21 protein-coding genes are annotated in these 19,250 nt (G+C 69.4%); 18 read left to right on the top strand and 3 right to left on the bottom strand.

What is annotated here, in order from left to right; genetic code table 11:
- Positions 1-35: 35 nt before the first annotated feature.
- From LDQ05_RS08835 to LDQ05_RS08845, 3 genes are all read left to right on the top strand, one after another.
- Entirely contained in the window at positions 36-791 is a 756-nt protein-coding gene (locus LDQ05_RS08835) for a phosphoglyceromutase (protein WP_226436563.1), read from the top strand.
- Positions 792-960: 169 nt separating this feature from the next.
- Complete coding sequence (locus LDQ05_RS08840) at positions 961-2,133, top strand: sensor histidine kinase (protein ID WP_287220625.1); 1,173 nt, start codon at positions 961-963, stop codon at positions 2,131-2,133.
- A 64-nt stretch (positions 2,134-2,197) separates the two neighbouring features.
- Positions 2,198-2,887, top strand: a complete 690-nt coding sequence (locus LDQ05_RS08845; protein ID WP_226436538.1) for a winged helix-turn-helix domain-containing protein — start codon at positions 2,198-2,200, stop codon at positions 2,885-2,887.
- 11 nt (positions 2,888-2,898) lie between these two features.
- Here the strand turns inward: LDQ05_RS08845 and LDQ05_RS08850 are convergent, their stop codons facing one another.
- Positions 2,899-3,732 (bottom strand): DUF3109 family protein, encoded by an 834-nt coding sequence (locus LDQ05_RS08850; protein ID WP_226436539.1) that lies wholly within the window; start codon positions 3,730-3,732, stop codon positions 2,899-2,901.
- Between LDQ05_RS08850 and LDQ05_RS08855 the strand changes: the two genes are divergently transcribed.
- From LDQ05_RS08855 to LDQ05_RS08865, 3 genes are read left to right on the top strand one after another with little or no spacing between them, the layout of a single operon-like run.
- Positions 3,733-4,686, top strand: a complete 954-nt coding sequence (locus tag LDQ05_RS08855) for a Ppx/GppA family phosphatase (RefSeq protein WP_226436540.1) — start codon at positions 3,733-3,735, stop codon at positions 4,684-4,686. It begins immediately after the preceding gene.
- Entirely contained in the window at positions 4,683-5,831 is a 1,149-nt protein-coding gene (locus tag LDQ05_RS08860) for an Rv0497 family membrane protein (protein WP_226436541.1), read from the top strand. Before LDQ05_RS08855 ends, LDQ05_RS08860 begins: the two co-directional genes overlap by 4 nt.
- Positions 5,832-5,840: 9 nt before the next feature.
- The gene (locus tag LDQ05_RS08865) at positions 5,841-6,824 is read left to right on the top strand and encodes a sugar phosphate isomerase/epimerase family protein (protein WP_226436542.1); all 984 of its coding nucleotides are present in this window, start codon (positions 5,841-5,843) and stop codon (positions 6,822-6,824) included.
- Here LDQ05_RS08865 and LDQ05_RS08870 read toward each other — a convergent pair.
- The gene (locus tag LDQ05_RS08870; RefSeq protein ID WP_226436543.1) at positions 6,759-7,175 is read right to left on the bottom strand and encodes a hypothetical protein; all 417 of its coding nucleotides are present in this window, start codon (positions 7,173-7,175) and stop codon (positions 6,759-6,761) included. The two genes, LDQ05_RS08865 and LDQ05_RS08870, sit on opposite strands and share 66 nt — an antisense overlap.
- An 88-nt stretch (positions 7,176-7,263) precedes the next feature.
- Between LDQ05_RS08870 and LDQ05_RS08875 the strand changes: the two genes are divergently transcribed.
- The 7 genes from LDQ05_RS08875 to LDQ05_RS08905 all read left to right on the top strand — a co-directional run bounded on the left by LDQ05_RS08875 (position 7,264) and on the right by LDQ05_RS08905 (position 12,602).
- Positions 7,264-7,932, top strand: coding sequence for a MerR family transcriptional regulator (locus LDQ05_RS08875; RefSeq protein WP_226436544.1), 669 nt, complete (start codon positions 7,264-7,266; stop codon positions 7,930-7,932).
- Entirely contained in the window at positions 7,929-8,765 is an 837-nt protein-coding gene (locus LDQ05_RS08880) for a thioesterase family protein (protein ID WP_226436545.1), read from the top strand. The genes LDQ05_RS08875 and LDQ05_RS08880 overlap by 4 nt, the downstream gene beginning before the upstream one ends.
- A 66-nt stretch (positions 8,766-8,831) precedes the next feature.
- Positions 8,832-9,647, top strand: coding sequence for a pyrroline-5-carboxylate reductase (proC, locus tag LDQ05_RS08885; RefSeq protein ID WP_226436546.1), 816 nt, complete (start codon positions 8,832-8,834; stop codon positions 9,645-9,647).
- A 165-nt stretch (positions 9,648-9,812) separates the two neighbouring features.
- Positions 9,813-10,049, top strand: coding sequence for a helix-turn-helix domain-containing protein (locus LDQ05_RS08890; protein ID WP_226436547.1), 237 nt, complete (start codon positions 9,813-9,815; stop codon positions 10,047-10,049).
- 202 nt (positions 10,050-10,251) lie between these two features.
- Positions 10,252-10,353: a 30S ribosomal protein bS22 gene (locus LDQ05_RS08895; protein ID WP_003402602.1), complete on the top strand. Its 102-nt coding sequence runs from the start codon at positions 10,252-10,254 to the stop codon at positions 10,351-10,353.
- Positions 10,354-10,527: 174 nt separating this feature from the next.
- Positions 10,528-11,625 carry an NAD-dependent epimerase/dehydratase family protein gene (locus LDQ05_RS08900; RefSeq protein WP_226436548.1) on the top strand — a complete coding sequence of 366 codons (1,098 nt, stop codon included), beginning with the start codon at positions 10,528-10,530 and terminating at the stop codon, positions 11,623-11,625.
- Positions 11,622-12,602, top strand: coding sequence for a lysophospholipid acyltransferase family protein (locus tag LDQ05_RS08905; protein WP_226436549.1), 981 nt, complete (start codon positions 11,622-11,624; stop codon positions 12,600-12,602). Before LDQ05_RS08900 ends, LDQ05_RS08905 begins: the two co-directional genes overlap by 4 nt.
- A gap of 12 nt (positions 12,603-12,614) precedes the next feature.
- Here the strand turns inward: LDQ05_RS08905 and LDQ05_RS08910 are convergent, their stop codons facing one another.
- The gene (locus tag LDQ05_RS08910; RefSeq protein WP_226436551.1) at positions 12,615-13,571 is read right to left on the bottom strand and encodes an HAD family hydrolase; all 957 of its coding nucleotides are present in this window, start codon (positions 13,569-13,571) and stop codon (positions 12,615-12,617) included.
- A 196-nt stretch (positions 13,572-13,767) separates the two neighbouring features.
- Between LDQ05_RS08910 and LDQ05_RS08915 the strand changes: the two genes are divergently transcribed.
- The 5 genes from LDQ05_RS08915 to LDQ05_RS08935 all read left to right on the top strand — a co-directional run bounded on the left by LDQ05_RS08915 (position 13,768) and on the right by LDQ05_RS08935 (position 19,161).
- On the top strand, positions 13,768-14,058 hold the full coding sequence (locus LDQ05_RS08915) for a glutaredoxin family protein (RefSeq protein WP_226436552.1): 291 nt from the start codon (positions 13,768-13,770) through the stop codon (positions 14,056-14,058).
- 146 nt (positions 14,059-14,204) lie between these two features.
- Positions 14,205-15,104, top strand: a complete 900-nt coding sequence (locus LDQ05_RS08920) for a redox-sensing transcriptional repressor Rex (protein ID WP_226436554.1) — start codon at positions 14,205-14,207, stop codon at positions 15,102-15,104.
- Positions 15,101-16,540, top strand: coding sequence for a glutamyl-tRNA reductase (locus tag LDQ05_RS08925; RefSeq protein WP_226436556.1), 1,440 nt, complete (start codon positions 15,101-15,103; stop codon positions 16,538-16,540). The genes LDQ05_RS08920 and LDQ05_RS08925 overlap by 4 nt, the downstream gene beginning before the upstream one ends.
- Positions 16,537-17,535 carry a hydroxymethylbilane synthase gene (hemC, locus tag LDQ05_RS08930; protein WP_226436557.1) on the top strand — a complete coding sequence of 333 codons (999 nt, stop codon included), beginning with the start codon at positions 16,537-16,539 and terminating at the stop codon, positions 17,533-17,535. The genes LDQ05_RS08925 and hemC overlap by 4 nt, the downstream gene beginning before the upstream one ends.
- 60 nt (positions 17,536-17,595) lie before the next feature.
- Entirely contained in the window at positions 17,596-19,161 is a 1,566-nt protein-coding gene (locus LDQ05_RS08935; RefSeq protein WP_226436558.1) for a bifunctional uroporphyrinogen-III C-methyltransferase/uroporphyrinogen-III synthase, read from the top strand.
- Positions 19,162-19,250: the final 89 nt, after the last annotated feature.

Genomic DNA, 19,250 nt, shown 5'->3' on the forward strand with positions numbered 1-19,250 from the left:
TCCCGTGGGCGAATCGGACGACGAAGCGTGTCAGGATTGGGGACATGAGTACCGGAACACTGGTCCTGCTCCGCCACGGCGAGAGCGAATGGAACGCGATGAACCTGTTCACCGGCTGGGTGGACGTGCACCTGACGGACAAGGGTGTCGCCGAAGGCAAGCGTGCCGGGCAGCTGCTCGCCGAGCAGGGGGTGCTCCCCGACGTCCTCTACACCTCGCTGCTGCGTCGGGCGATCAGCACCGCCAACATCGCCCTCGACGCCGCCGACCGGCACTGGATCCCCGTGGTCCGCGACTGGCGCCTCAACGAACGCCACTACGGCGCCCTGCAGGGCAAGAACAAGGCCGAGATCAAGGACGAGTTCGGCGAGGAACAGTTCATGCTGTGGCGTCGCAGCTACGACACCCCGCCGCCGGCGATCGAGTCCGGCTCGAAGTACAGCCAGGATGCCGATCCGCGGTACGCCGACCTCGACGAGGTTCCGCTGACCGAATGCCTCCAGGATGTCGTCGCGCGTCTGATCCCGTACTGGGAGAACACCATCTCCCAGGATCTGCGTGCCGGAAAGACCGTGTTGATCACCGCGCACGGCAACTCGCTGCGCGCGCTCGTCAAACACCTCGACGGAATCTCGGACGAGGACATCGCCGCGCTCAACATTCCCACCGGCATCCCGCTGCGCTACGACCTCGACGAGGACCTGCGCCCCCTGAACCCCGGTGGTACCTACCTCGACCCCGAAGCCGCCGCAGCGGGCGCCGCCGCGGTCGCGAACCAGGGCGCCAGGTAGTCGACGACGCCCACTCGCCGGGCGTCCGGGCCCGCGCGCGTCCGTGCGCGCGGGCCCGGGCGAACAGTAGGTTAATGATCGGATAATTGCCGCAAAACCGGCCGTGACGTGCACGGAACGGTGCCGACCCGCCGTCGTCCCCCGGTTCGGCGTCATTACGATTCGAAGCGTGAATGTTCTGCAGGCAGTCCTGCTGGCCGTCGTGGCCGCCGCTCTGGGCGGACTGCTCGCGATCGCCGCCGGGCGTCTGCGCCGCGACCGCGGCGACGACGACACCGACCTGACCATGGCGCAGGTGCTCGATCGTGTCGTGTACCGCTCGTCGACGGGAATCGCGGTGGTGGACGGATTCCACGATGTGATCCTGTTCAACCCGCGTGCCGAGGAACTCGGCCTCGTCGACCGTCGGTTGTTGGTGGAACCCGCCTGGGCCGCGGCGAATCTGGTCCTCGACCGCTCGGAACCCGTCCAGATCGACATCGTCCGGAAAAATCCGCACGGTCGCGACCGGGTCGCCGTGCGATGCGTCGCCCGACAGCTGTTCGACGACGATCCCAGGTTCGTCGTCCTCTACGCCTACGACGACTCGGAACAGGTGCGGATGGAGGCGACACGCCGGGATTTCGTCGCCAACGTCAGCCACGAACTCAAGACGCCGGTCGGCGCGATGGCGCTGCTGGCCGAGGCCCTTCTCGAATCCGTCGACGATCCCGAGAGCGTGCGGCACTTCGGGCAGCGCGTCCAACGGGAGGCCACCCGGCTCGGCAATCTCGTCACCGAACTGATCGCACTGTCGCGGTTGCAGGGCGCGGAGAAACTGCCGGATCTCGACGTCGTCGACGTCGACGACGTCGTCAGCGATGCCCTCGAACGCACCCGGCTCACCGCCGAGAACGCTCGCATCGAGATCACCGCGGACCGACCCAGCGGGTACGAGGTGCTCGGCGACCGCACGCTGCTCGTCACCGCGCTGACGAATCTCATCGAGAACGCGATCGCCTACTCGCCGCCGGGGACCCCGGTGTCGGTGAGCCGGACCCTGCGTGAGGGCAGGATCGCGATCGCGGTGACCGACCGGGGGATCGGCATCGAGAAGCAGTATCAGGAACGGGTCTTCGAACGGTTCTACCGAGTCGACAAGGCGCGGTCGCGAGCCACGGGTGGAACCGGGCTGGGGTTGGCGATCGTCAAACATGTCGCCGCGAACCACGACGGCGAGATCCTGTTGTGGAGCAAACCGGGTACGGGATCGACGTTCACCTTGCTGATCCCCGCCCACTTCGGTCCAGGTGGCGCCGACGACGACCCGTCGTCGCGCCGCGAGAGCCCGGTCGGATCGTGAATCCGGTCGGTACGGCACCCGCGCCGGGTGCGCATGCAACGAGAAAGGTACGGAGGACTCAACCGTGACCCGTGTTCTGATCGTGGAGGACGAGGAATCGCTGGCGGACCCGCTCGCATTCCTATTGCGCAAGGAGGGATTCGACACCGTCATCGCAGGCGACGGCCCCTCCGCGTTGGCCGAGTTCGATCGAGCGGGCGCCGACATCGTGCTCCTGGACCTGATGCTTCCGGGCATGAGCGGCACCGACGTGTGCAAACACCTGCGCAGCAGGTCGGGGGTGCCGGTCATCATGGTCACGGCACGCGACAGCGAGATCGACAAGGTCGTCGGCCTCGAATTGGGTGCCGACGACTACGTCACGAAGCCGTACTCGGCCCGAGAGTTGATCGCGCGGATCCGGGCGGTGCTCCGGCGGGGGGCCGACACCGACTCCGACGCCACGTTCGACGACACGATCCTCGAGGCGGGTCCGGTGCGGATGGATGTCGACAGGCACGTCGTGCAGGTCGACGGGGAGGTGGTCCCCCTGCCGCTCAAGGAGTTCGATCTCCTCGAGTACCTGTTGCGGAACTCGGGCCGCGTCCTGACGCGGGGGCAACTGATCGACCGGGTGTGGGGCGCCGACTACGTGGGCGACACCAAGACCCTCGACGTCCACGTCAAGCGTCTGCGGTCCAAGATCGAATCCGATCCCGCCAAGCCCCGGCACCTGGTGACGGTGCGGGGTCTGGGATACAAGCTGGAGGGCTGACCTCCACCCGGTCAGGTGCCCGTCGCGGGATGCACGGCGACCAGGCCGAGTCCTTCGCGACGTCGGCACAGTCGGGCGAGTTCGTCGTACGCCGCGACACCGAGCAGTTCACGTAGTTCCGGTGCGTACGACTGCCACACAGGTTTGGCGCCGACGTGCGCGTCGGGCGACCCGGAGCAGTACCAGTGCAGGTCGTGGCCCCCTTCGCCCCAGCCGCGTCGGTCGTATTCGGTGATCACCGTGCGCAGGATCTCGGTGCCGTCCGGGCGTTCCACCCAGTCCTGGGTGCGGCGGATCGGCAACTGCCAGCACACGTCGGGTTTCATCTCGAGCGGTTCGATGCCGCGTCGCAACGCCATGGTGTGCAACGCGCATCCGCCGACGCCGCCCCGGAACCCCGGCCGGTTCAGGAAGATGCACGCGCCCTTGTACCGGCGGGTGCGCAGCGCAGGCTCGTCCTCGAGGTCGTCCTCTTCGAGGTAGCCCTTCTTTCCGAGGCCCTTGTCGATGAACTGCCAGTCCTCCGACGTGAGATGTTTCACTGCCTTCGCGAGCTTGCGGCGGTCGTCGCTGTCGCTGAGGAACGCGCCGTGGGAACAGCAGCCGTCGTCGGGCCGACCCTCGATGATGCCCTGGCAGGCGGGAGTGCCGAACACGCAGGTCCACCGGGACAGAAGCCATGTCATGTCCGCGCTGATCAGGTGTTCGTCGTTGTCCGGGTCGCTGAACTCGACCCATTCCCGGGGGAAGTCGAGGGGAACTTCTGGGGCCGGAACGATCTTGAATGTGGCTCCGGGCGTACCTGCTGTCACAGCCACCGACGGTAGACCCAGTACCGTAGCCATGTGCGCCTAGGGGTACTCGACGTCGGAAGCAACACCGTTCACCTGCTCGTGGTGGACGCCCATCGTGGCGGCCACCCCACACCCATGAGCTCGACCAAGGCGACTCTGCGCCTGTCGGAGAACATCGACGACGACGGGGACATCACCGTCCGCGGCGCCGACCGCCTCGTCGAGACCACCCGGGAGTTCGCCAGCATCGCGCAGACCTCCGGGTGCGGTGAGCTGATGGCCTTCGCGACGTCCGCCGTGCGCGACGCCCGGAACTCGCAGGCCGTGCTCGACAGGGTGAACGCCGAAGCCGGTGTCAAGCTCGACGTGTTGTCCGGGGTGGACGAGGCCCGACTCACCTTCCTCGCGGTCCGCCGCTGGTACGGGTGGAGTGCCGGGCGCATCCTCGATCTCGACATCGGCGGCGGATCGCTCGAGTTGACCTACGGTGGCGACGAGGACCCCGAGGTCGCCTACTCGTTGCAGCTCGGCGCCGGGCGACTCACCCGCGACTGGTTCCTCGACGACCCGCCCGGAAAGCGCCGTATCTCGGCGCTGCGCGACTGGCTCGACGCCGAGCTGGCCGGACCGACCAAGGACATCCGCGGCGCCGGCGACCCCGACCTGTGCGTCGGGACGTCGAAGACCTTCCGCACGCTCGCTCGGCTCACGGGGGCCGCTCCCTCGTCCGCGGGGATCCGGGTACGACGGACCCTGACGGCGAGCGGGCTGCGACAGCTCATCGCGTTCATCTCGCGCATGACGACCGCGGACCGCGCCGAACTCGAAGGCGTCAGTGCAGACCGTTCCCAGCAGTTGGTCGCCGGCGCGCTCGTCGCGGAGGCGGCCATGCGGGCACTCGGGGTGGAGACCCTCGAGATCTGCCCGTGGGCGCTGCGGGAAGGGCTGATCCTGCGCAAGCTCGACACGGAGATGGGGGGCGAACTGGTGGTGGCAGCCCGATGACAGACGATCACAGCACCGACACCGGACAGATCTCGGTCGCCGAACTGCTCGCACGCAACGGGCAGAAGGTGGGGTCGCGCAGCGGGGGTCGCCGTCGCCGCGGGAACACCGGCGGTATCTCCGTCGCTGAGCTCACCGGCGAGATCCCCGTCGTCGGCAGGGCGGCACGCACGAACGACGGTGACTCCGGCACCGGCGACACGGCCGCGGCAACTCCGCCGACACCCACGGTGGAGCCGCTGGCGCAGCAGACCCCGAGGGTCGAGCCGCCGGTGCTCGAGACCCCGAAGGTCGAGCCCACCGTCCCCGAGACCCCGAAGGTCGAGCCGCCCGTGCTCGACACCCCCAAGCCGCCTTCGGCGGCCGCGGTCGTCTCCGACGCGACCGCGAACGAGATGACGCGGGTGACCTCCCCGGCGCCGGTGGCGGACCCGCCGACCACCGTTGCGGAGGTCGCGAAGATCGAATCGCCGACCGAGATCATCCGCCCGTCGGCGCTGCCTCGCCGGGCACGGGCTCACCTCGACACCGTCAGCGCCTCGACGCCGCCCCCCGCGCCGGTCCGTTCCACCGACGGTCCGGAACCGCGGCTGCTGTCCGGACCCGCGAGCGATCTGCGCGGGACCGGATCCGACGACGACGCCGCGCAGAACACCGACACTATCGACCCGGCCGCGGACGACGGGGGCTCCGTCGACGCCTCCGTGACACGCACGCCGCGCGACTCGAAGAGCCGGGACGGTGACAAGGGTGCCGGAGGGAAGAGCACCGGGGAGAAGGGGAAGGCCGGCAAGGTCAAGGCGGGCGCGAAGGCCGCCGCATCCGCCACGGAGGACGCGGAGGCGACCGACGGCGAACCCCCGCGCGACGGATCCTCCGACAGTGGCGTCCGGCAGTGGGCGCTGTTGATCGGTGAGAGTGTGGGCGCGATCGTCGCCGGCGGACTGCTGTTCAAGGGCTTCGAGAAGCTGTGGGACATGATGCCGTGGGTGGCGTTCGGGCTCGCGCTCGTCGTCATCGTCGGTCTCGTCGCGGTGGTGCGCATCCTGCGGCGGACCGACGACATCATGAGCCAGCTCATCGCGCTGGCGGTGGGCGCGTTCGTCGCGTTCGGGCCGCTGCTGTTCCTCCTACCCAACGGATAGGCCCGGCACATGGCGACGGCACGACGCATCCCGGTGGGCTTGTCGACCGCATCCGTGTATCCGGAGAACACGGAGTCGGCCTTTCGCTTCGCCGCCGACCTCGGGTTCGACGGCGTCGAGCTGATGGTGTGGGCCGACCCGGTGAGTCAGGACGTCCGGGCCGTGCGTGCACTGGTGCGCAAGTACGGAGTGGCGGTGCTCGCGGTCCACGCGCCGTGCCTGCTGATCTCCCAGCGCGTGTGGGGAGCGGACCCCGCGGCCAAGCTCGAACGGTCCGTGCGGGTCGCGGGAGCACTCGGTGCCCGCACCGTCGTGGTCCATCCGCCGTTCCGGTGGCAGCGCCGGTACGCGGACGGATTCGCCGACCAGGTCGCGGCCCTCGAAGCGCGCGGCGAGGTGTCGGTCGCGGTGGAGAACATGTATCCGATGCGCGCCGACGTGTTGTTCGGCGGTCGGGATCGCGGTGCCGAACGGCTCCGTCGGCGAGGCCCGGGCCGATCCGTGTCGGCGTACAGTCCGTCGATCGACCCCACCGACACCGGGTTCGGGCACTACACGCTCGACCTGTCGCACACCGCGACGGCGGGCATGGATCCGCTCGCCTTGGCGGACCGGATGGGGGAGCGACTCGACCACCTGCATCTGGCCGACGGTCGCGGTGCCTCGCTCGACGAGCATCTGATCCCGGGAACGGGCACGCAGCCGTGCGCGGAGGTCTGCCGGCGACTGGCGACCGACGACTTCGCCGGCCAGGTGGTGCTCGAGGTGAGTACGCAGTCGGCGCGCACGCGTGCCGAGCGCTCGGCGATGCTCGCGCAGGCACTGGCGTTCGCCCGGGAGCATCTCGACCGCCCGGCGCGGACGGCGCTCACCGTCGGTGCGGAGCCGTCACGTCCGGCCGGTGTTTCCTCGGCGGAGCCCCCGGGGTCAGAGCGCGCCGATCCCGGCGGCGAGCACCGTGACCCCGGAGATCACGACACCGACGGTCAGTGAGGCGGCACCGAGCCACACCGACGCCATCATCGGGCCGGGCCGTGCGGGGTCGGCGCCCAGCACCGACAGGAAGAAGCCGGCGGGGACGAGGACGGCGGAGGCCAGCACCGCGACGGAGCCGACGGCCGCCCATCCCGGTGATGCTCCGGCCACATGGGTGAGCAGCACCACCGTCAGGCCGAGCGTGACGAGGACACCCGCATGCGCGTGTCCGGCGCGGAAGAACGTCTTCTGCAGGTCGTTGGTGGGCACTCCGCCGTTCCCGACCCGCAGCAGGAAGGTGCCTCCGAATGCGATTCCGGCGACGCTCAGCAACGTCACCCCGACGATGATCACGAGCACGGGATTCATGGTCGTCTCCGTCCCTCGATCGGATAGTGGAGCTACCCAATATTGGATAGCTGTAGTATCCGGTGTCAAGAGGTGCAAGGAGGACGAGGTGCGGATCTCGGAGTTGGCGGCACGCGCGGGCGTGCCGCTCCCCACCGTGAAGTACTACCTTCGCGAGGGACTGCTGATGCCCGGGCGCGCCACCAGCGCGACGCAGGCCCGGTACGACGACACCCACGTCCGGCGGCTCGGGTTGGTGCGTGCCCTCGCGGGGCAGGGGCTACCGCTCGACCGGATCAAGGTCGTCGTCGCGCTCGTGGAGCAGCCCGGCGACGACCTCTTCGCGGCGCTCGGCAAGGCCGTCGCGGCACTCCCGCCGTATGTGGACGACCCGCCCGACGCCGACCACCCACGTGCCCGGGCGTTGCTCGAGAGGATCGGTCAGTCGTACGACCCGAGATTCGCCGCGGTCGCCCAACTCGAACGTGCGCTCGTCGCCCTCGAATCCGCGGGGCTGACCATGTCCGGTCGGCGCATCGACGTGTACGACCGGCACATTCGTGCGATCGCCGATCTCGAAGTCGACATGCTCCCGATGAACTCGCGGCACGAGACGGTCGAGGCGGCCGTCCTCGGCACCGCGTTGTACGAACCCGTGCTCGCCGCGATGCGCCGCCTGGCGCATCAGCACCGTGCGGCCCGGGCCTTCGCGGCATCACCCGATCGACACCCGCAGAACGCGGGTGACACCACCACGCAGGAGACAGAGGCACCATGACCGTCGACCATCCCTTCCGTGACCTCACCGCGATCACCGCGGTCGGCGCGGCCACCTGGACCGCGCACATCGACCCCACCTGGACCATCGGGCCGAAGGTGCACGGAGGATGCATGCTCGCGGTGAGCGCGGCCGCCGCGCGCCGCGCCGCGATCGCGGCCGACGCCGATCCCACGATCCAACCCCTCGCGGTGAGTTCCTCCTTCGTGGCCGCACCGGACCCCGGAGACGTCGAGATCACCACGGCCGTCCGTAAGATGGGCAAGCAGGTGTCGGTGGTCGAGACCGAACTCTCGCAGGGCGGACGGGTCGCCGTCCGGTCGAGCGTGACGCTCGGCGTGCCCGATCACGACGAGCCGCGCTACACCGTCCCGCACAGCGCGACCGGGATGACTCCCGAGCCGGCGACCGACGCCATCGTGGTCACCCCCGACCATCCGATGGGGCAGATCGTCAAGCTCAGCGGTGCCACCGACATGAGCCTCGACGCCGCCACCGGCCATTTCCTCACCGGCGCACAGGGGGAGCCGCGTATCGGGATGTGGGTGCGGCCCCGACCCGCCGACCGCGAGGACGTCGACACGTCCGTGCTGTTCGCGCTCATGGCGGGCGACATCTCGGCTCCGGTGGTGATGAATCGCGGTGTCTTCGGCTGGGCGCCCACCGTTCAGCTCACCGCGTACCTGCGCAGGATCCCCGAGCCGGGTTGGCTTCGTGTGGTCGCCGAGAGCACCGTCCTCGGACAGACCTGGTTCGAGGAGGATCACACCGTCGTCGACGTCACCGGCGCCGTGGTCGTGCAGTCCCGTCAGCTGGCGATGCTCCCGCGCTGAGGTGGACCCGGCGGGGTACGGACTGCGATGCGGGCCACACAGGGGCGTCGTGGCAGTCTGTCACCCATGACGAGAATTGCGGTGATCGGTGGGGGCCGGATCGGTGAGGCCCTGATCTCGGGCCTGTTGCAGAACGGCTACCCGACCAAGGACCTCGTGGTGGCCGAGAAGTTCCCCGAGCGCGCGGAGGAACTCGCGCGCGACTACGCCATCCGTGTCACCGACAGCACCGCCGACGCCGTCGAGGGCGCCGACGTCATCGTCGTCGCGGTCAAGCCGGGTGATGTCGACACGGTGGTGACCGCGGCGGCGTCCGCCGACAGCGGCGACACCGAACAGGTGCTGGTCTCGCTCGTCGCGGGCATCACGACCGCGCGCTACGAGAACAAGCTGCCCGCGGGTTTCCCCGTGGTCCGGGTCATGCCGAACACCCCGATGCTCGTCGGGCAGGGCGCCAGCGTGCTCGCGGCGGGCCGGCACGTCCGCCCGGAGCACCTCGATCAGGTGCGCGAGATGCTCGCGTCGGTGGGGACGGTCTCCGTCGTCCCCGAATCGCAGATCGATGCCGTCACCGCGGTGTCCGGTTCGGGACCCGCCTACTTCTTCCTCGTCGCCGAGGCGATGATCGACGCCGGCGTCTCGCTCGGGCTGTCCCGGGCGGTCGCCACCGAGTTGGTCGTGCAGACCATGACCGGATCCGCGGCGATGCTGGCGCAGTCGGGGGACAAGGCATCGGATCTGCGTGCGGCGGTCACGTCACCCGGTGGCACCACCGCGGCGGCCGTCCGGGAACTGGAACGAGGCGGGCTGCGCACCGCGTTCTACGAGGCGCTCGAGGCCGCGCGAGCGCGGTCCGTGCAGCTCGGTGGTTCCGCCGAATAGACCGCCGGACGGCCCGCCGCGGGTGCGGCGGGGTCGGTGTCGATACCGAATTGGTGACGTGCATCGTCGCACAGGACCCATTCGTCACGCTAAGCTCGGAAGAGCACGTGCGTGTCTGTTCCGCCGGAGGGGAAGCCGGCGGCGCGGACGTGCCGGAGGTGTCAAATGGTTTCAGGAAACACACCGTCGAAGGGGCAACCCCAGGACGGACAGTCGGTTCTCTCCGGTACCCAATTCCTGACGGTCGCCGAAGTGGCGGCGTTGATGCGGGTGTCGAAGATGACCGTGTACAGGCTGGTGCACAGCGGTGAACTACCTGCCGTGCGTGTGGGACGGTCGTTCCGCGTGCACGCGAAGGCGGTCCACGACTATCTCGAGACGTCGTACTTCGACGTCGGGTGACCGGCTGCGGAGCCGGACGGAACGCGGAGCGGACCTCGGTTTCCACTCGGTCGGACCCGCCCGGTACGATCGTGTGTCGTCGTACCGGCCAGCCGGTGTCGTGAGGCGCTGAACTCGTCACCACGAGGCCCAGCGTCGACATACTCAGGCGTACGTCACCGGCGTGCGCAGGAACGCTAGTAGAACGTGAGGGATGCCCACCATGGGTTCTGTGATCAAGAAGCGCCGCAAGCGCATGTCGAAGAAGAAGCACCGCAAGCTGCTCCGCCGCACCCGCGTGCAGCGTCGTAAACTCGGCAAGTAGTCTGCCGGATCGATATACCCGTCACCGTTTCGGTGGCGGGTATTCGCATTTCGGTCACCGGCCGCCATGCGATGTCGCCGAAGTCACCGTATCGTTGACCACGGACGTGGTGCCCGCGACATCGGACACCCACCGTTTCAGGGCATCGGGCGCGTAACGTCGTCGAGCACAGACATGCAGTGGTGGCTGGCAGGGGGCCGTGTGACATCTGGGGACAGGAATGTGGATCCGCCATCGGTGGCGTTGGTGACCGGTGCCAGCAGGTTCCTCGGCGGATATCTCGTGACGCGGCTCGCGCAGAACCCCGACATCGACCGCGTCATCGCGGTCGATACGCAGCCGCCCAGCAAAGACATGCAGCGTCGCATGGGCCGGGCCGAGTTCGTGCTCGCCGACATCAGGAACCCTCTCGTCGGCAAGGTCATCCGCAACATGAACGTCGACACCGTCGTGCATGCCTCCGCCGTCACCAAGGCACCCAAATCGGGCAGCCGGGTCGCGATGAAGGACATGAACGTCTTCGGGGCGATGCAGTTGTTCGCGGTCTGTCAGAAGGCGCCGTCGGTGCGCAAGGTCGTGCTGCGGTCGTCGTCCGCCGTGTACGGATCCAGCGCGAAGGACCCCGCGAAGTTCACCGAGGAGATGAGCGCGCGGCACCGGGTCACCGGCGCGTTCGCCCACGACATGATCGAGATCGAGGGGTACCTGCGGGGGTTGGCCCGGCGTCGCAGCGACATCGACACCACGATCCTGCGCCTCGCCCCCACCGTGGGGCACCGCCTCCCCGGATCGGTGTCGAGCTACCTGACGTCCCCGCTGGTGCCCACCGTCCTCGGACGCGACCCGCGCATGCAACTGCTGCACGAGGAGGATGCGCTCGGCGCGCTCGAACGTGCCACCGTGGCGGGCCCGCCCGGCACGTTCAACGTCGCCGGTGATGGCATCGTCACGATGTCGCAGGCCGTGCGCCGCGCCGGTGGCGCGACGGTTCCCATGCCGTACTCGCTGTTCCGCACCGTCGGGCACGCGCTCATGGGGTCGGTGATGAAGTCCTTCACCAAGGAGGAACTCGACTACTTCCACTTCGGCTGCGGCCTCGACACCACCCGGATGCGGTCCGAACTCGGATTCGAGCCGCGATGGAGCACCCGCGACGCGCTGGACGACTTCGCTCACGGCATCGGGCTCACCCGGGTCGTGCGCACGGAATGGATCGACAAGGCCGAATCGATGGTGCTCTCCGCACTGGGAGAGAAGGTGGATGTGCGATGACCCAGGTGGCGAAGGTGATTCCGCTGCACGCCGGAACCCGGCGATCGCAGGGGCGGCTCCCCGACGGCGCCTCCGCGCACCCGTCGACGATGCCCCCGGTACCCGACGAGCGGAGCGACGCGTTCGCCGAGGACATCCGGCAGGCTCTGATCGGGTACGCCACCGGCACGGCCGAGTTCGTGCGGCGCCGCGTCACCGGCGACTACGAGGTCGACGACTTCGGATACGACCCGCACTTCGCCGACCACGTGATCATGCCGCTGCTGCGGCCCCTGTTCGACAAGTGGTTCCGCGTGGAGGTCCGCGGCATCGAGAACATCCCGGCGGACGGTCGCGCGCTCGTCGTCGCCAACCATGCCGGCACGTTACCCGTGGACGCGCTCATGACGTCCGTGGCCGTGCGCGACCACGCCGGTCGGCCACTGCGGATGCTCGCCGCCGACCTCGCGTTCGATCTGCCGGTCGTGGGCACGGTGGCCCGCAAGGCCGGACACACCCTGGCCTGTCACCCCGACGCCGAACGGCTGCTGCGCGACGATCAGGTGGTCGCCGTGTTCCCGGAGGGATACAAGGGACTCGGCAAACCGTTCAAGGAACGCTACAAACTGCAGCGTTTCGGGCGCGGAGGCTTCGTGTCGGCGGCACTGAAGACCGATGCGCCGATCGTGCCGTGCTCGATCGTGGGATCCGAGGAGATCTACCCCAACATCGCCGACCTGACGTCGCTCGCACGGTTGCTCGGGCTGCCGTACTTCCCGATCACACCGCTGTTCCCGGCGCTCGGCCCGCTCGGCGCGGTGCCGTTGCCGTCGAAGTGGTACATCGAGTTCGGGACGCCGATCGCCACCGACATCCACGACGACGCCGCGGCCGACGACCCGATGGTGCTCTTCGAGGTGACCGACCACGTGCGCGAAACCATTCAGCAGACCCTCTACAAGCTGCTCACCCGCCGCCGCAACGTCTTCCTGGGCTAGTCGCCCGGCGGGTCACGCCGCGCGGTCGCGTCGCCGGCCGACGAGCACCGCGACGGCGCCGCCCGCCGCGCCGAGGCCGAGCGCCGTCGGCAGACCGACCTTGGCGGCCTTGCGGGCCGTCCGGAAGTCCCGGATCTCCCATCCCCGGGTGCGGGCGACCTGACGCAGGTCGGGGTCGGGGTTGATCGCGACGGCGGTACCGACGACCGACAGCATCGGCACGTCGTTGTGACTGTCCGAATACGCGGTGCAGCGCTTGAGGTTGAGGCCTTCGCGGATCGCGAGAGCGCGCACGGCGTGGGCCTTGCCGAGGCCGTGGAGGATGTCGCCGACCAGACGCCCGGTGAACACGCCGTTCTCGGATTCGGCGACCGTGCCGAGAGCGCCGGTCAACCCCAGTCGTTTCGCGATGACGTCCGCCAGTTCCACCGGCGTCGCGGTCACCAGCCACACCTGCTGGCCGGCGTCGAGATGCATCTGCGCGAGAGCCCGCGTGCCCGGCCAGATCTTGTCGGCGATGATGTCGTCGTAGATCTCCTCACCGAGACGGCGCAGTTCCGCGGTCGATCGGCCCTGCACGAACGACAGTGCCTTGTCGCGGCCGGACGCGACATCCGCGCTGTTCTCCTTGCCGGTGACGCGGAACTTGACCTGCTGCCACGCGAACTCGAACAGGTCGGCCTTGTCGAAGTAGTCGCGGGCGACGAGTCCGCGTGCGAAATGGATGATCGACGCACCCTGCACCATCGTGTTGTCCACGTCGAAGAACGCGGCGGCGGTCAGATCCCGCGTGACGGGCTCCTCCGGAGCGGCATCCGGCGTGGGTTCGCGGGCACCCTGCAGCGCGAGTGCGGCGTCGGCGCTGGCCTCGCCGGCGAGATTGGCGCGGACCTCGGCCTCACTCGGCCCGAACTTGCGCGACAGCGGTCGCCGGCCGGGCCGGATCACCCGCGCCCACGTCTCGCCCATGTCCCAACCTTGCGGAAACGATCGCGTCGGCACTCGCACCTCCCCTGGGTCGCGGCGACCGTGGCGCCGCATCATCACACTCGACGAACGATCCGGGCCCAGCCTAGCCCGTGCCCGCCGGTCGTTCCGGGTCGGAGGAGCACCGTATCAGTGGGTGTGACGTTCCTCTCGGGCGGGCGTGGAGCACAGTGGAGGCATGACGGTTCCTCCTTCCGACACCCCCGGACCCTCCGTTTCCCGTCACGAGGTGACGTTGCTCGTGCGCGCCGGATGCGGTGGTTGTGTCCCGGCGCGTGCCACCCTCGAGTCGGTGTGTGCCGACTTCGGGCTGCAGGTCACGTGCATCGATGTCGACGAGGTCGCCGCGACGGATCCGGATCTGCGTGCCGAGTTCGGTGACCGGCTGCCGGTGGTTCTGCTCGACGGGCGGGAGCACAGCTACTGGGAGGTCGACGAGGCGCGGTTGCGCGCCGATCTCGCGCACTGACGCCGTGTAGTGCAGGTGAGATGCACATTCAGGCGGGTCCGAGCAACTTTGTGCATGGCTTCACAAGCGGCTACCGTGGTTGGACGAGACCCCCGGATCACCGTGAGGCCGGACTGTGTGCATCGGCCGGACGAGGAGCCACGAACGTGACGCAACAGCACCCACCGCAGGGCACCGGTGCCCGCGGACACGCCGAAGTCGGCGAGGGTGCTCCACCGACGGTGTCTCTGCGTGATCTTCCCCAGGCTACTGTGACCCGACTCGCGACCTATCTGCGGGTCCTGGCAACACTCGCCGACTCGGGAACCCTCATCGTCTCCAGCGAGGAACTGGCGAGTGCCGCCGGTGTGGGTTCCGCCAAACTCCGCAAGGACCTGTCGTATCTGGGCCCCAACGGTGTCCGCGGTGTCGGATACGACGTGATGCGTCTCCAGGCGCGGATCGAGCACGTCCTCGGCCTCGACCGCGGGCACCGGGTCGTTCTCGTCGGCGTCGGTGATCTCGGTCGCGCCCTCGCCCGGTACCCGGGTTTCGACCACCGCGGTTTCACGATGGCCGGGTTGTTCGACGTCGATCCGGCGGTCGTCGGCACCGTCGTATCCGGGCTGACGGTGCGGCACGTCGACGAACTGGAAGCGGGTGCCCGCGAACTCGGTGCGACGGTCGCCGTCGTCGCCACACCCGACGACGCCGCTCAGCACGTGTGCGACGTGCTGGTCCGGTCCGGTGTGCGCAGCATCCTGAGCTTCGCGCCGACGGAACCGGACGTCCCCGAGCATGTGGAGGTCCGCCGCGTCGATCTCGCCGTCGAGATGCAGGTGCTGTCGTTCGACAGCACCCGCAACGACGAACTCGCACACGCTGCCGGGGGCGAGCCTCCCGCCGGGCTGCCTCCCCGTGGTCCTCGGGGGACCGCGGTGGCCGCACCGGGCACAGCAGCCCGGAATGTCAGTACTGCACCGGGCAGGGCCCGCAGTGTCAGCACCGGAAATGCCGCGACCCTCGGGCCGGCAGCGACCAGAAACGGATCGGTGATCGCACCGTGAGTGTTCTCCTCGTCGGCATATCCCATCGGAGCGCGCCGGTCTCGGTTCTCGAGAAGGTGGCCGTCGCCGATACGGATCGGCCGAAGCTGACCGACAAGATGATGGCCTCCGACCACATCTCGGAGGTGATGATCGTCTCGACCTGCAACCGGGTCGAGATCTACGCGGTCGTCGACGCCTTCCACGGCGCGCTCGCCGAGGTCAGCGATCTGCTCGCCGAGCACTCCGGTCTCCTCGCCGCGGATCTGCACCGGCACGCGTACGTGCGGTACAGCGAGGCCGCGGCAGAACACCTGTTCTCGGTGGCGAGCGGTCTCGACTCGATGGTCGTCGGAGAACAACAGATCCTCGGTCAGATCCGCGCCGCGTACGCCAGCGCCGATGCGCAGCAGGCCGCCGGACGCGCACTCCACGAACTCGCGCAGCAGGCGTTGCACGTGGGCAAGCGCGTGCACACCGAGACCGGCATCGACGCCGCCGGTGCATCCGTGGTCTCGGTGGCGCTGGACAAGGCGGGAGCCCTGTTCGACGGCGGACTGGTGGGCCGCACCGCCGCCGTCATCGGTGCCGGTGCCATGGGGGGGCTCGCCGTCGCGCACCTCACCCGCGCCGGAATCGGGCGGATCGTGCTGGTCAACCGCACCCGCGACCGCGCCGAACGGCTCGCCGACACGGCCCGGGGCAACGGGGTCGACGCCGACGTGGTCGACTTCGGTGAGCTCGCGGCGGCACTCGCATCGGCCGATGTCGCGGTCACGTGCACCGGCGCGGTCGGCACCGTCGTCACCCTCGCCGACGCCCACCGTGCCCTCGCCCAGCCCGACCGCGGTGCACGACCCATCGCCATCTGCGACCTCGGACTTCCCCGCGACGTGGACGCCGCGGTCGCCGGTCTGCCCGGCGTGACGGTGTTCGACATGGAGTCGCTGCAACGCGACCCCGCCGCCGGAGCGGCCGCCACCGACGCGGAGTCGGCGCAGGCGATCGTCGCGGCGGAACTCGCGGACTATCTCACCGCGCAGCGCCTCGCCGAGGTCACCCCGACGGTCACCGCGCTGCGGCAACGCGCCGCCGAGGTCGTCGAGGGCGAACTGATGCGTCTCGAATCCCGACTTCCCGACCTCGACGACGGGCAGCGGGGCGAGGTCGCCCGCACCGTGCGCCGCGTCGTCGACAAGTTGCTGCACGCGCCGACGGTGCGGGTCAAACAACTCGCATCGACGCCGGGTGGCGACCAGTACGCGGAAGCGCTCCGCGAGCTGTTCGAGCTGCGGCCCGGAGCGGCCGAGGCCGTCGCCGCACCCCGGAAGGACCTGGAGGTACTCAAGGAGCTGGGGTCGCTGGGCGATCCGAGCACGTCGGCGGATCTGTCCGCTGCGCTCGACCCGGCCCTGACGACGGAGCTGAGCGCTCCACGAAAGGACGGACAGGCATGAGCACCGAAGCCGCATCCGCCACACCGATCGACGCCGCCGGCGCGCAACGCACACTGCGTATCGGTACCCGCGGAAGCCTGCTCGCCACCACCCAGGCGGGCACGGTCCGGGATGCACTGATCGCGGCCGGGCATCCGGCCGAACTGGTGGTCATCACGACCAAGGGAGACGTCACGGCCGGGCCGGTGCAGCGCATCGGCGTCGGCGTGTTCACGGCGGAACTGCGCGAGGCGCTCCTCGCCGGTGACGTCGATCTCGCGGTCCACTCGTACAAGGACCTCCCCACACAGCAGGACGAACGGCTCGTCGTCGCGGCGGTCCCGCCGCGTGAGGATCCGCGTGACGCGCTCGTGGCCCGCGACGGTCTCGTTCTCGGGGAACTGCCGCCCGGATCGAAGGTGGGTACGTCGGCGCCGCGGCGCCGCGCCCAGCTCGCGGCGCTGGGCCTGGGCCTGGAACTCCAGGAACTGCGCGGCAACATCGACACCCGCATCGGCAAGGTCGACTCCGGTGAGCTCGACGCCATCGTCATCGCCCGCGCCGGGCTGTCGCGGATCGGCCGGCTCGACCGGGTGACCGAAGCCCTCGAACCCGTGCAGATGCTGCCCGCACCGTCGCAGGGTGCGCTCGCCGTCGAATGCCGGGCCGACGACCCCTCGATGATCGAGCTGCTCACCGAACTCGACGACGCCCCCAGCCGTGCCGCCGTCCTCGCGGAACGGGCGCTGCTCGCGGAACTCGAAGCCGGCTGCACCGCGCCGGTGGGTGCGATCGCGGAGGTCGTCGAATCCCTCGACGACGACGGGCGCGTCATCGACGAGTTGTCGGTGCGGGGGTGCGCCGCCGCCCTCGACGGATCGGATGTGATCCGTGCGAGCGCGGTGGGGTCGCCCGACCGGGCCGAGGAACTCGGTCGTGCGGTCGCCCGTGAGCTGCTCGATCTCGGTGCGCGAGAACTGATCGTCACCGAATCGTCGGATACCGCCGATGATTGACGTCGCCGCCCGTAACCGCTGTTCCCTTATCGCAGATTTGATTGCACTGGAGATTGACCGATGAGCCGAGTCCGTAAGAACGCCCCCGGACGGATCCTGTTCGTGGGATCGGGTCCGGGCGACCCGGCGTTGCTCACCGTGCGCGCCCGCGACGTGCTGACGTCCGCGACGATCGCCTTCACCGACCCCGACGTCGACAAGGACGTCGTCGAACTGGTGGGTGCCGATCACGGTACCGACCCGGAGACCGGGGAACCGGTGACCGAGGTCCGGCCCGCTCTGGGAGAACCCGCCGAGGTCGCGAAGACGCTCGTCGCCGAGGCGAAGGCCGGCCACGACGTCGTGCGTCTGGTCGCCGGCGACCCGTTGACGACCGATTCCGTGATCGCCGAGGTCACCGCGGTGGCCCGCACCCAGGTGCTGTTCGAGGTGCTGCCGGGCCTGCCGTCCGGGTCGGCGGTACCGAGCTACGCGGGTATGGCTCTCGGCTCGTGCCACACCGAGGCCGACGTGCGCGGCGAGGTCGACTGGGCGGCGTTGGCCGCGGCCCCCGGACCGCTGGTCCTGCACGCGACGTCCGGGCACCTGGCCGAGACGGCGAGCGCGCTCGTCGAGCACGGTCTCGCACCGCAGACGCCCGCGGCGATCACCGTGCGCGGCACCACCCGTCAACAGCGCACCGTCGAGGCGACCCTGGCGACGCTCAACGACGCCGGATCCGAACTGGTCGGTTCGCTGGTCGTGACCGTCGGCAAGATCGTCGGGCAGCGCAACAAGATGTCGTGGTGGGAGTCGCGCGCCCTGTACGGCTGGACCGTGCTCGTACCGCGCACGAAGGAACAGGCCGGGGAGATGAGCGACCGACTGGTGTCGCACGGTGCCATCCCCATCGAGGTGCCGACGATCTCGGTGGAGCCGCCGCGGAGCCCCGCGCAGATGGAACGCGCCGTCAAGGGCCTGGTGGACGGTCGCTACCAGTGGGTGGTGTTCACCTCCACCAACGCGGTGCGCGCGGTGTGGGAGAAGTTCGAGGAGTTCGGGCTGGACGCGCGGGCCTTCTCGGGCGTGAAGATCGCGTGTGTGGGGCAGGCGACGGCCGCGAAGGTGCGGTCGTTCGGGATCACACCGGAGCTCGTCCCGACGGGCGAACAGTCGTCGGAGGGGCTGCTCGCCGAGTTCGCGCCGTACGACGACGTGTTCGATCCGGTCAATCGGGTGCTGTTGCCGCGCGCCGACATCGCCACCGAGACCCTCGCGGAGGGGCTCCGGGAACGGGGCTGGGAGATCGACGACGTCACCGCGTACCGCACCGTGCGGGCCGCGCCGCCGCCGGCGGAGACCCGCGAGATGATCAAGACCGGCGGATTCGACGCGGTGTGCTTCACGTCGTCGTCGACGGTCCGGAACCTGGTCGGTATCGCGGGTAAGCCGCACGCACGCACGATCGTCGCGTGCATCGGCCCGAAGACGGCGGAGACCGCCATCGAGTTCGGGTTGCGGGTGGACGTGCAGCCGGAGACCGCGCAGGTCGGTCCGCTCGTGGAGGCTCTCGCCGAGCATGCGGCACGCCTCCGCGCGGAGGGGGCACTGCCTCCGCCGCGGAAGAAGTCCCGCGCCCGTCGCTGACCCGTGCGCACTTCTGGTAGCCAGAGCTACCAGAAGTGCGCCCGGCACGGAGGGAGAGGCTTGCCGCGATGTACCCCGCAGTCCGTCCC

The sequence above is a fragment of the Rhodococcus yananensis genome (assembly GCF_020515525.1).
Classification (GTDB): Bacteria; Actinomycetota; Actinomycetes; order Mycobacteriales; family Mycobacteriaceae; genus Rhodococcus; species Rhodococcus yananensis.

Bases quoted from the DNA above. Each gene is read 5' to 3' on its own strand.
- LDQ05_RS08850 (WP_226436539.1), bottom strand. From the start codon at position 3,732: ATGGCTACGGTACTGGGTCTACCGTCGGTGGCTGTGACAGCAGGTACG.
- LDQ05_RS08860 (WP_226436541.1), top strand. From the start codon at position 4,683: ATGACAGACGATCACAGCACCGACACCGGACAGATCTCGGTCGCCGAA.
- LDQ05_RS08865 (WP_226436542.1), top strand. From the start codon at position 5,841: ATGGCGACGGCACGACGCATCCCGGTGGGCTTGTCGACCGCATCCGTG.
- LDQ05_RS08870 (WP_226436543.1), bottom strand. From the start codon at position 7,175: ATGAATCCCGTGCTCGTGATCATCGTCGGGGTGACGTTGCTGAGCGTC.
- LDQ05_RS08880 (WP_226436545.1), top strand. From the start codon at position 7,929: ATGACCGTCGACCATCCCTTCCGTGACCTCACCGCGATCACCGCGGTC.
- proC (WP_226436546.1), top strand. From the start codon at position 8,832: ATGACGAGAATTGCGGTGATCGGTGGGGGCCGGATCGGTGAGGCCCTG.
- LDQ05_RS08890 (WP_226436547.1), top strand. From the start codon at position 9,813: ATGGTTTCAGGAAACACACCGTCGAAGGGGCAACCCCAGGACGGACAG.
- LDQ05_RS08895 (WP_003402602.1), top strand. From the start codon at position 10,252: ATGGGTTCTGTGATCAAGAAGCGCCGCAAGCGCATGTCGAAGAAGAAG.
- LDQ05_RS08900 (WP_226436548.1), top strand. From the start codon at position 10,528: ATGCAGTGGTGGCTGGCAGGGGGCCGTGTGACATCTGGGGACAGGAAT.
- LDQ05_RS08905 (WP_226436549.1), top strand. From the start codon at position 11,622: ATGACCCAGGTGGCGAAGGTGATTCCGCTGCACGCCGGAACCCGGCGA.
- LDQ05_RS08910 (WP_226436551.1), bottom strand. From the start codon at position 13,571: ATGGGCGAGACGTGGGCGCGGGTGATCCGGCCCGGCCGGCGACCGCTG.
- LDQ05_RS08915 (WP_226436552.1), top strand. From the start codon at position 13,768: ATGACGGTTCCTCCTTCCGACACCCCCGGACCCTCCGTTTCCCGTCAC.
- hemC (WP_226436557.1), top strand. From the start codon at position 16,537: ATGAGCACCGAAGCCGCATCCGCCACACCGATCGACGCCGCCGGCGCG.
- LDQ05_RS08935 (WP_226436558.1), top strand. From the start codon at position 17,596: ATGAGCCGAGTCCGTAAGAACGCCCCCGGACGGATCCTGTTCGTGGGA.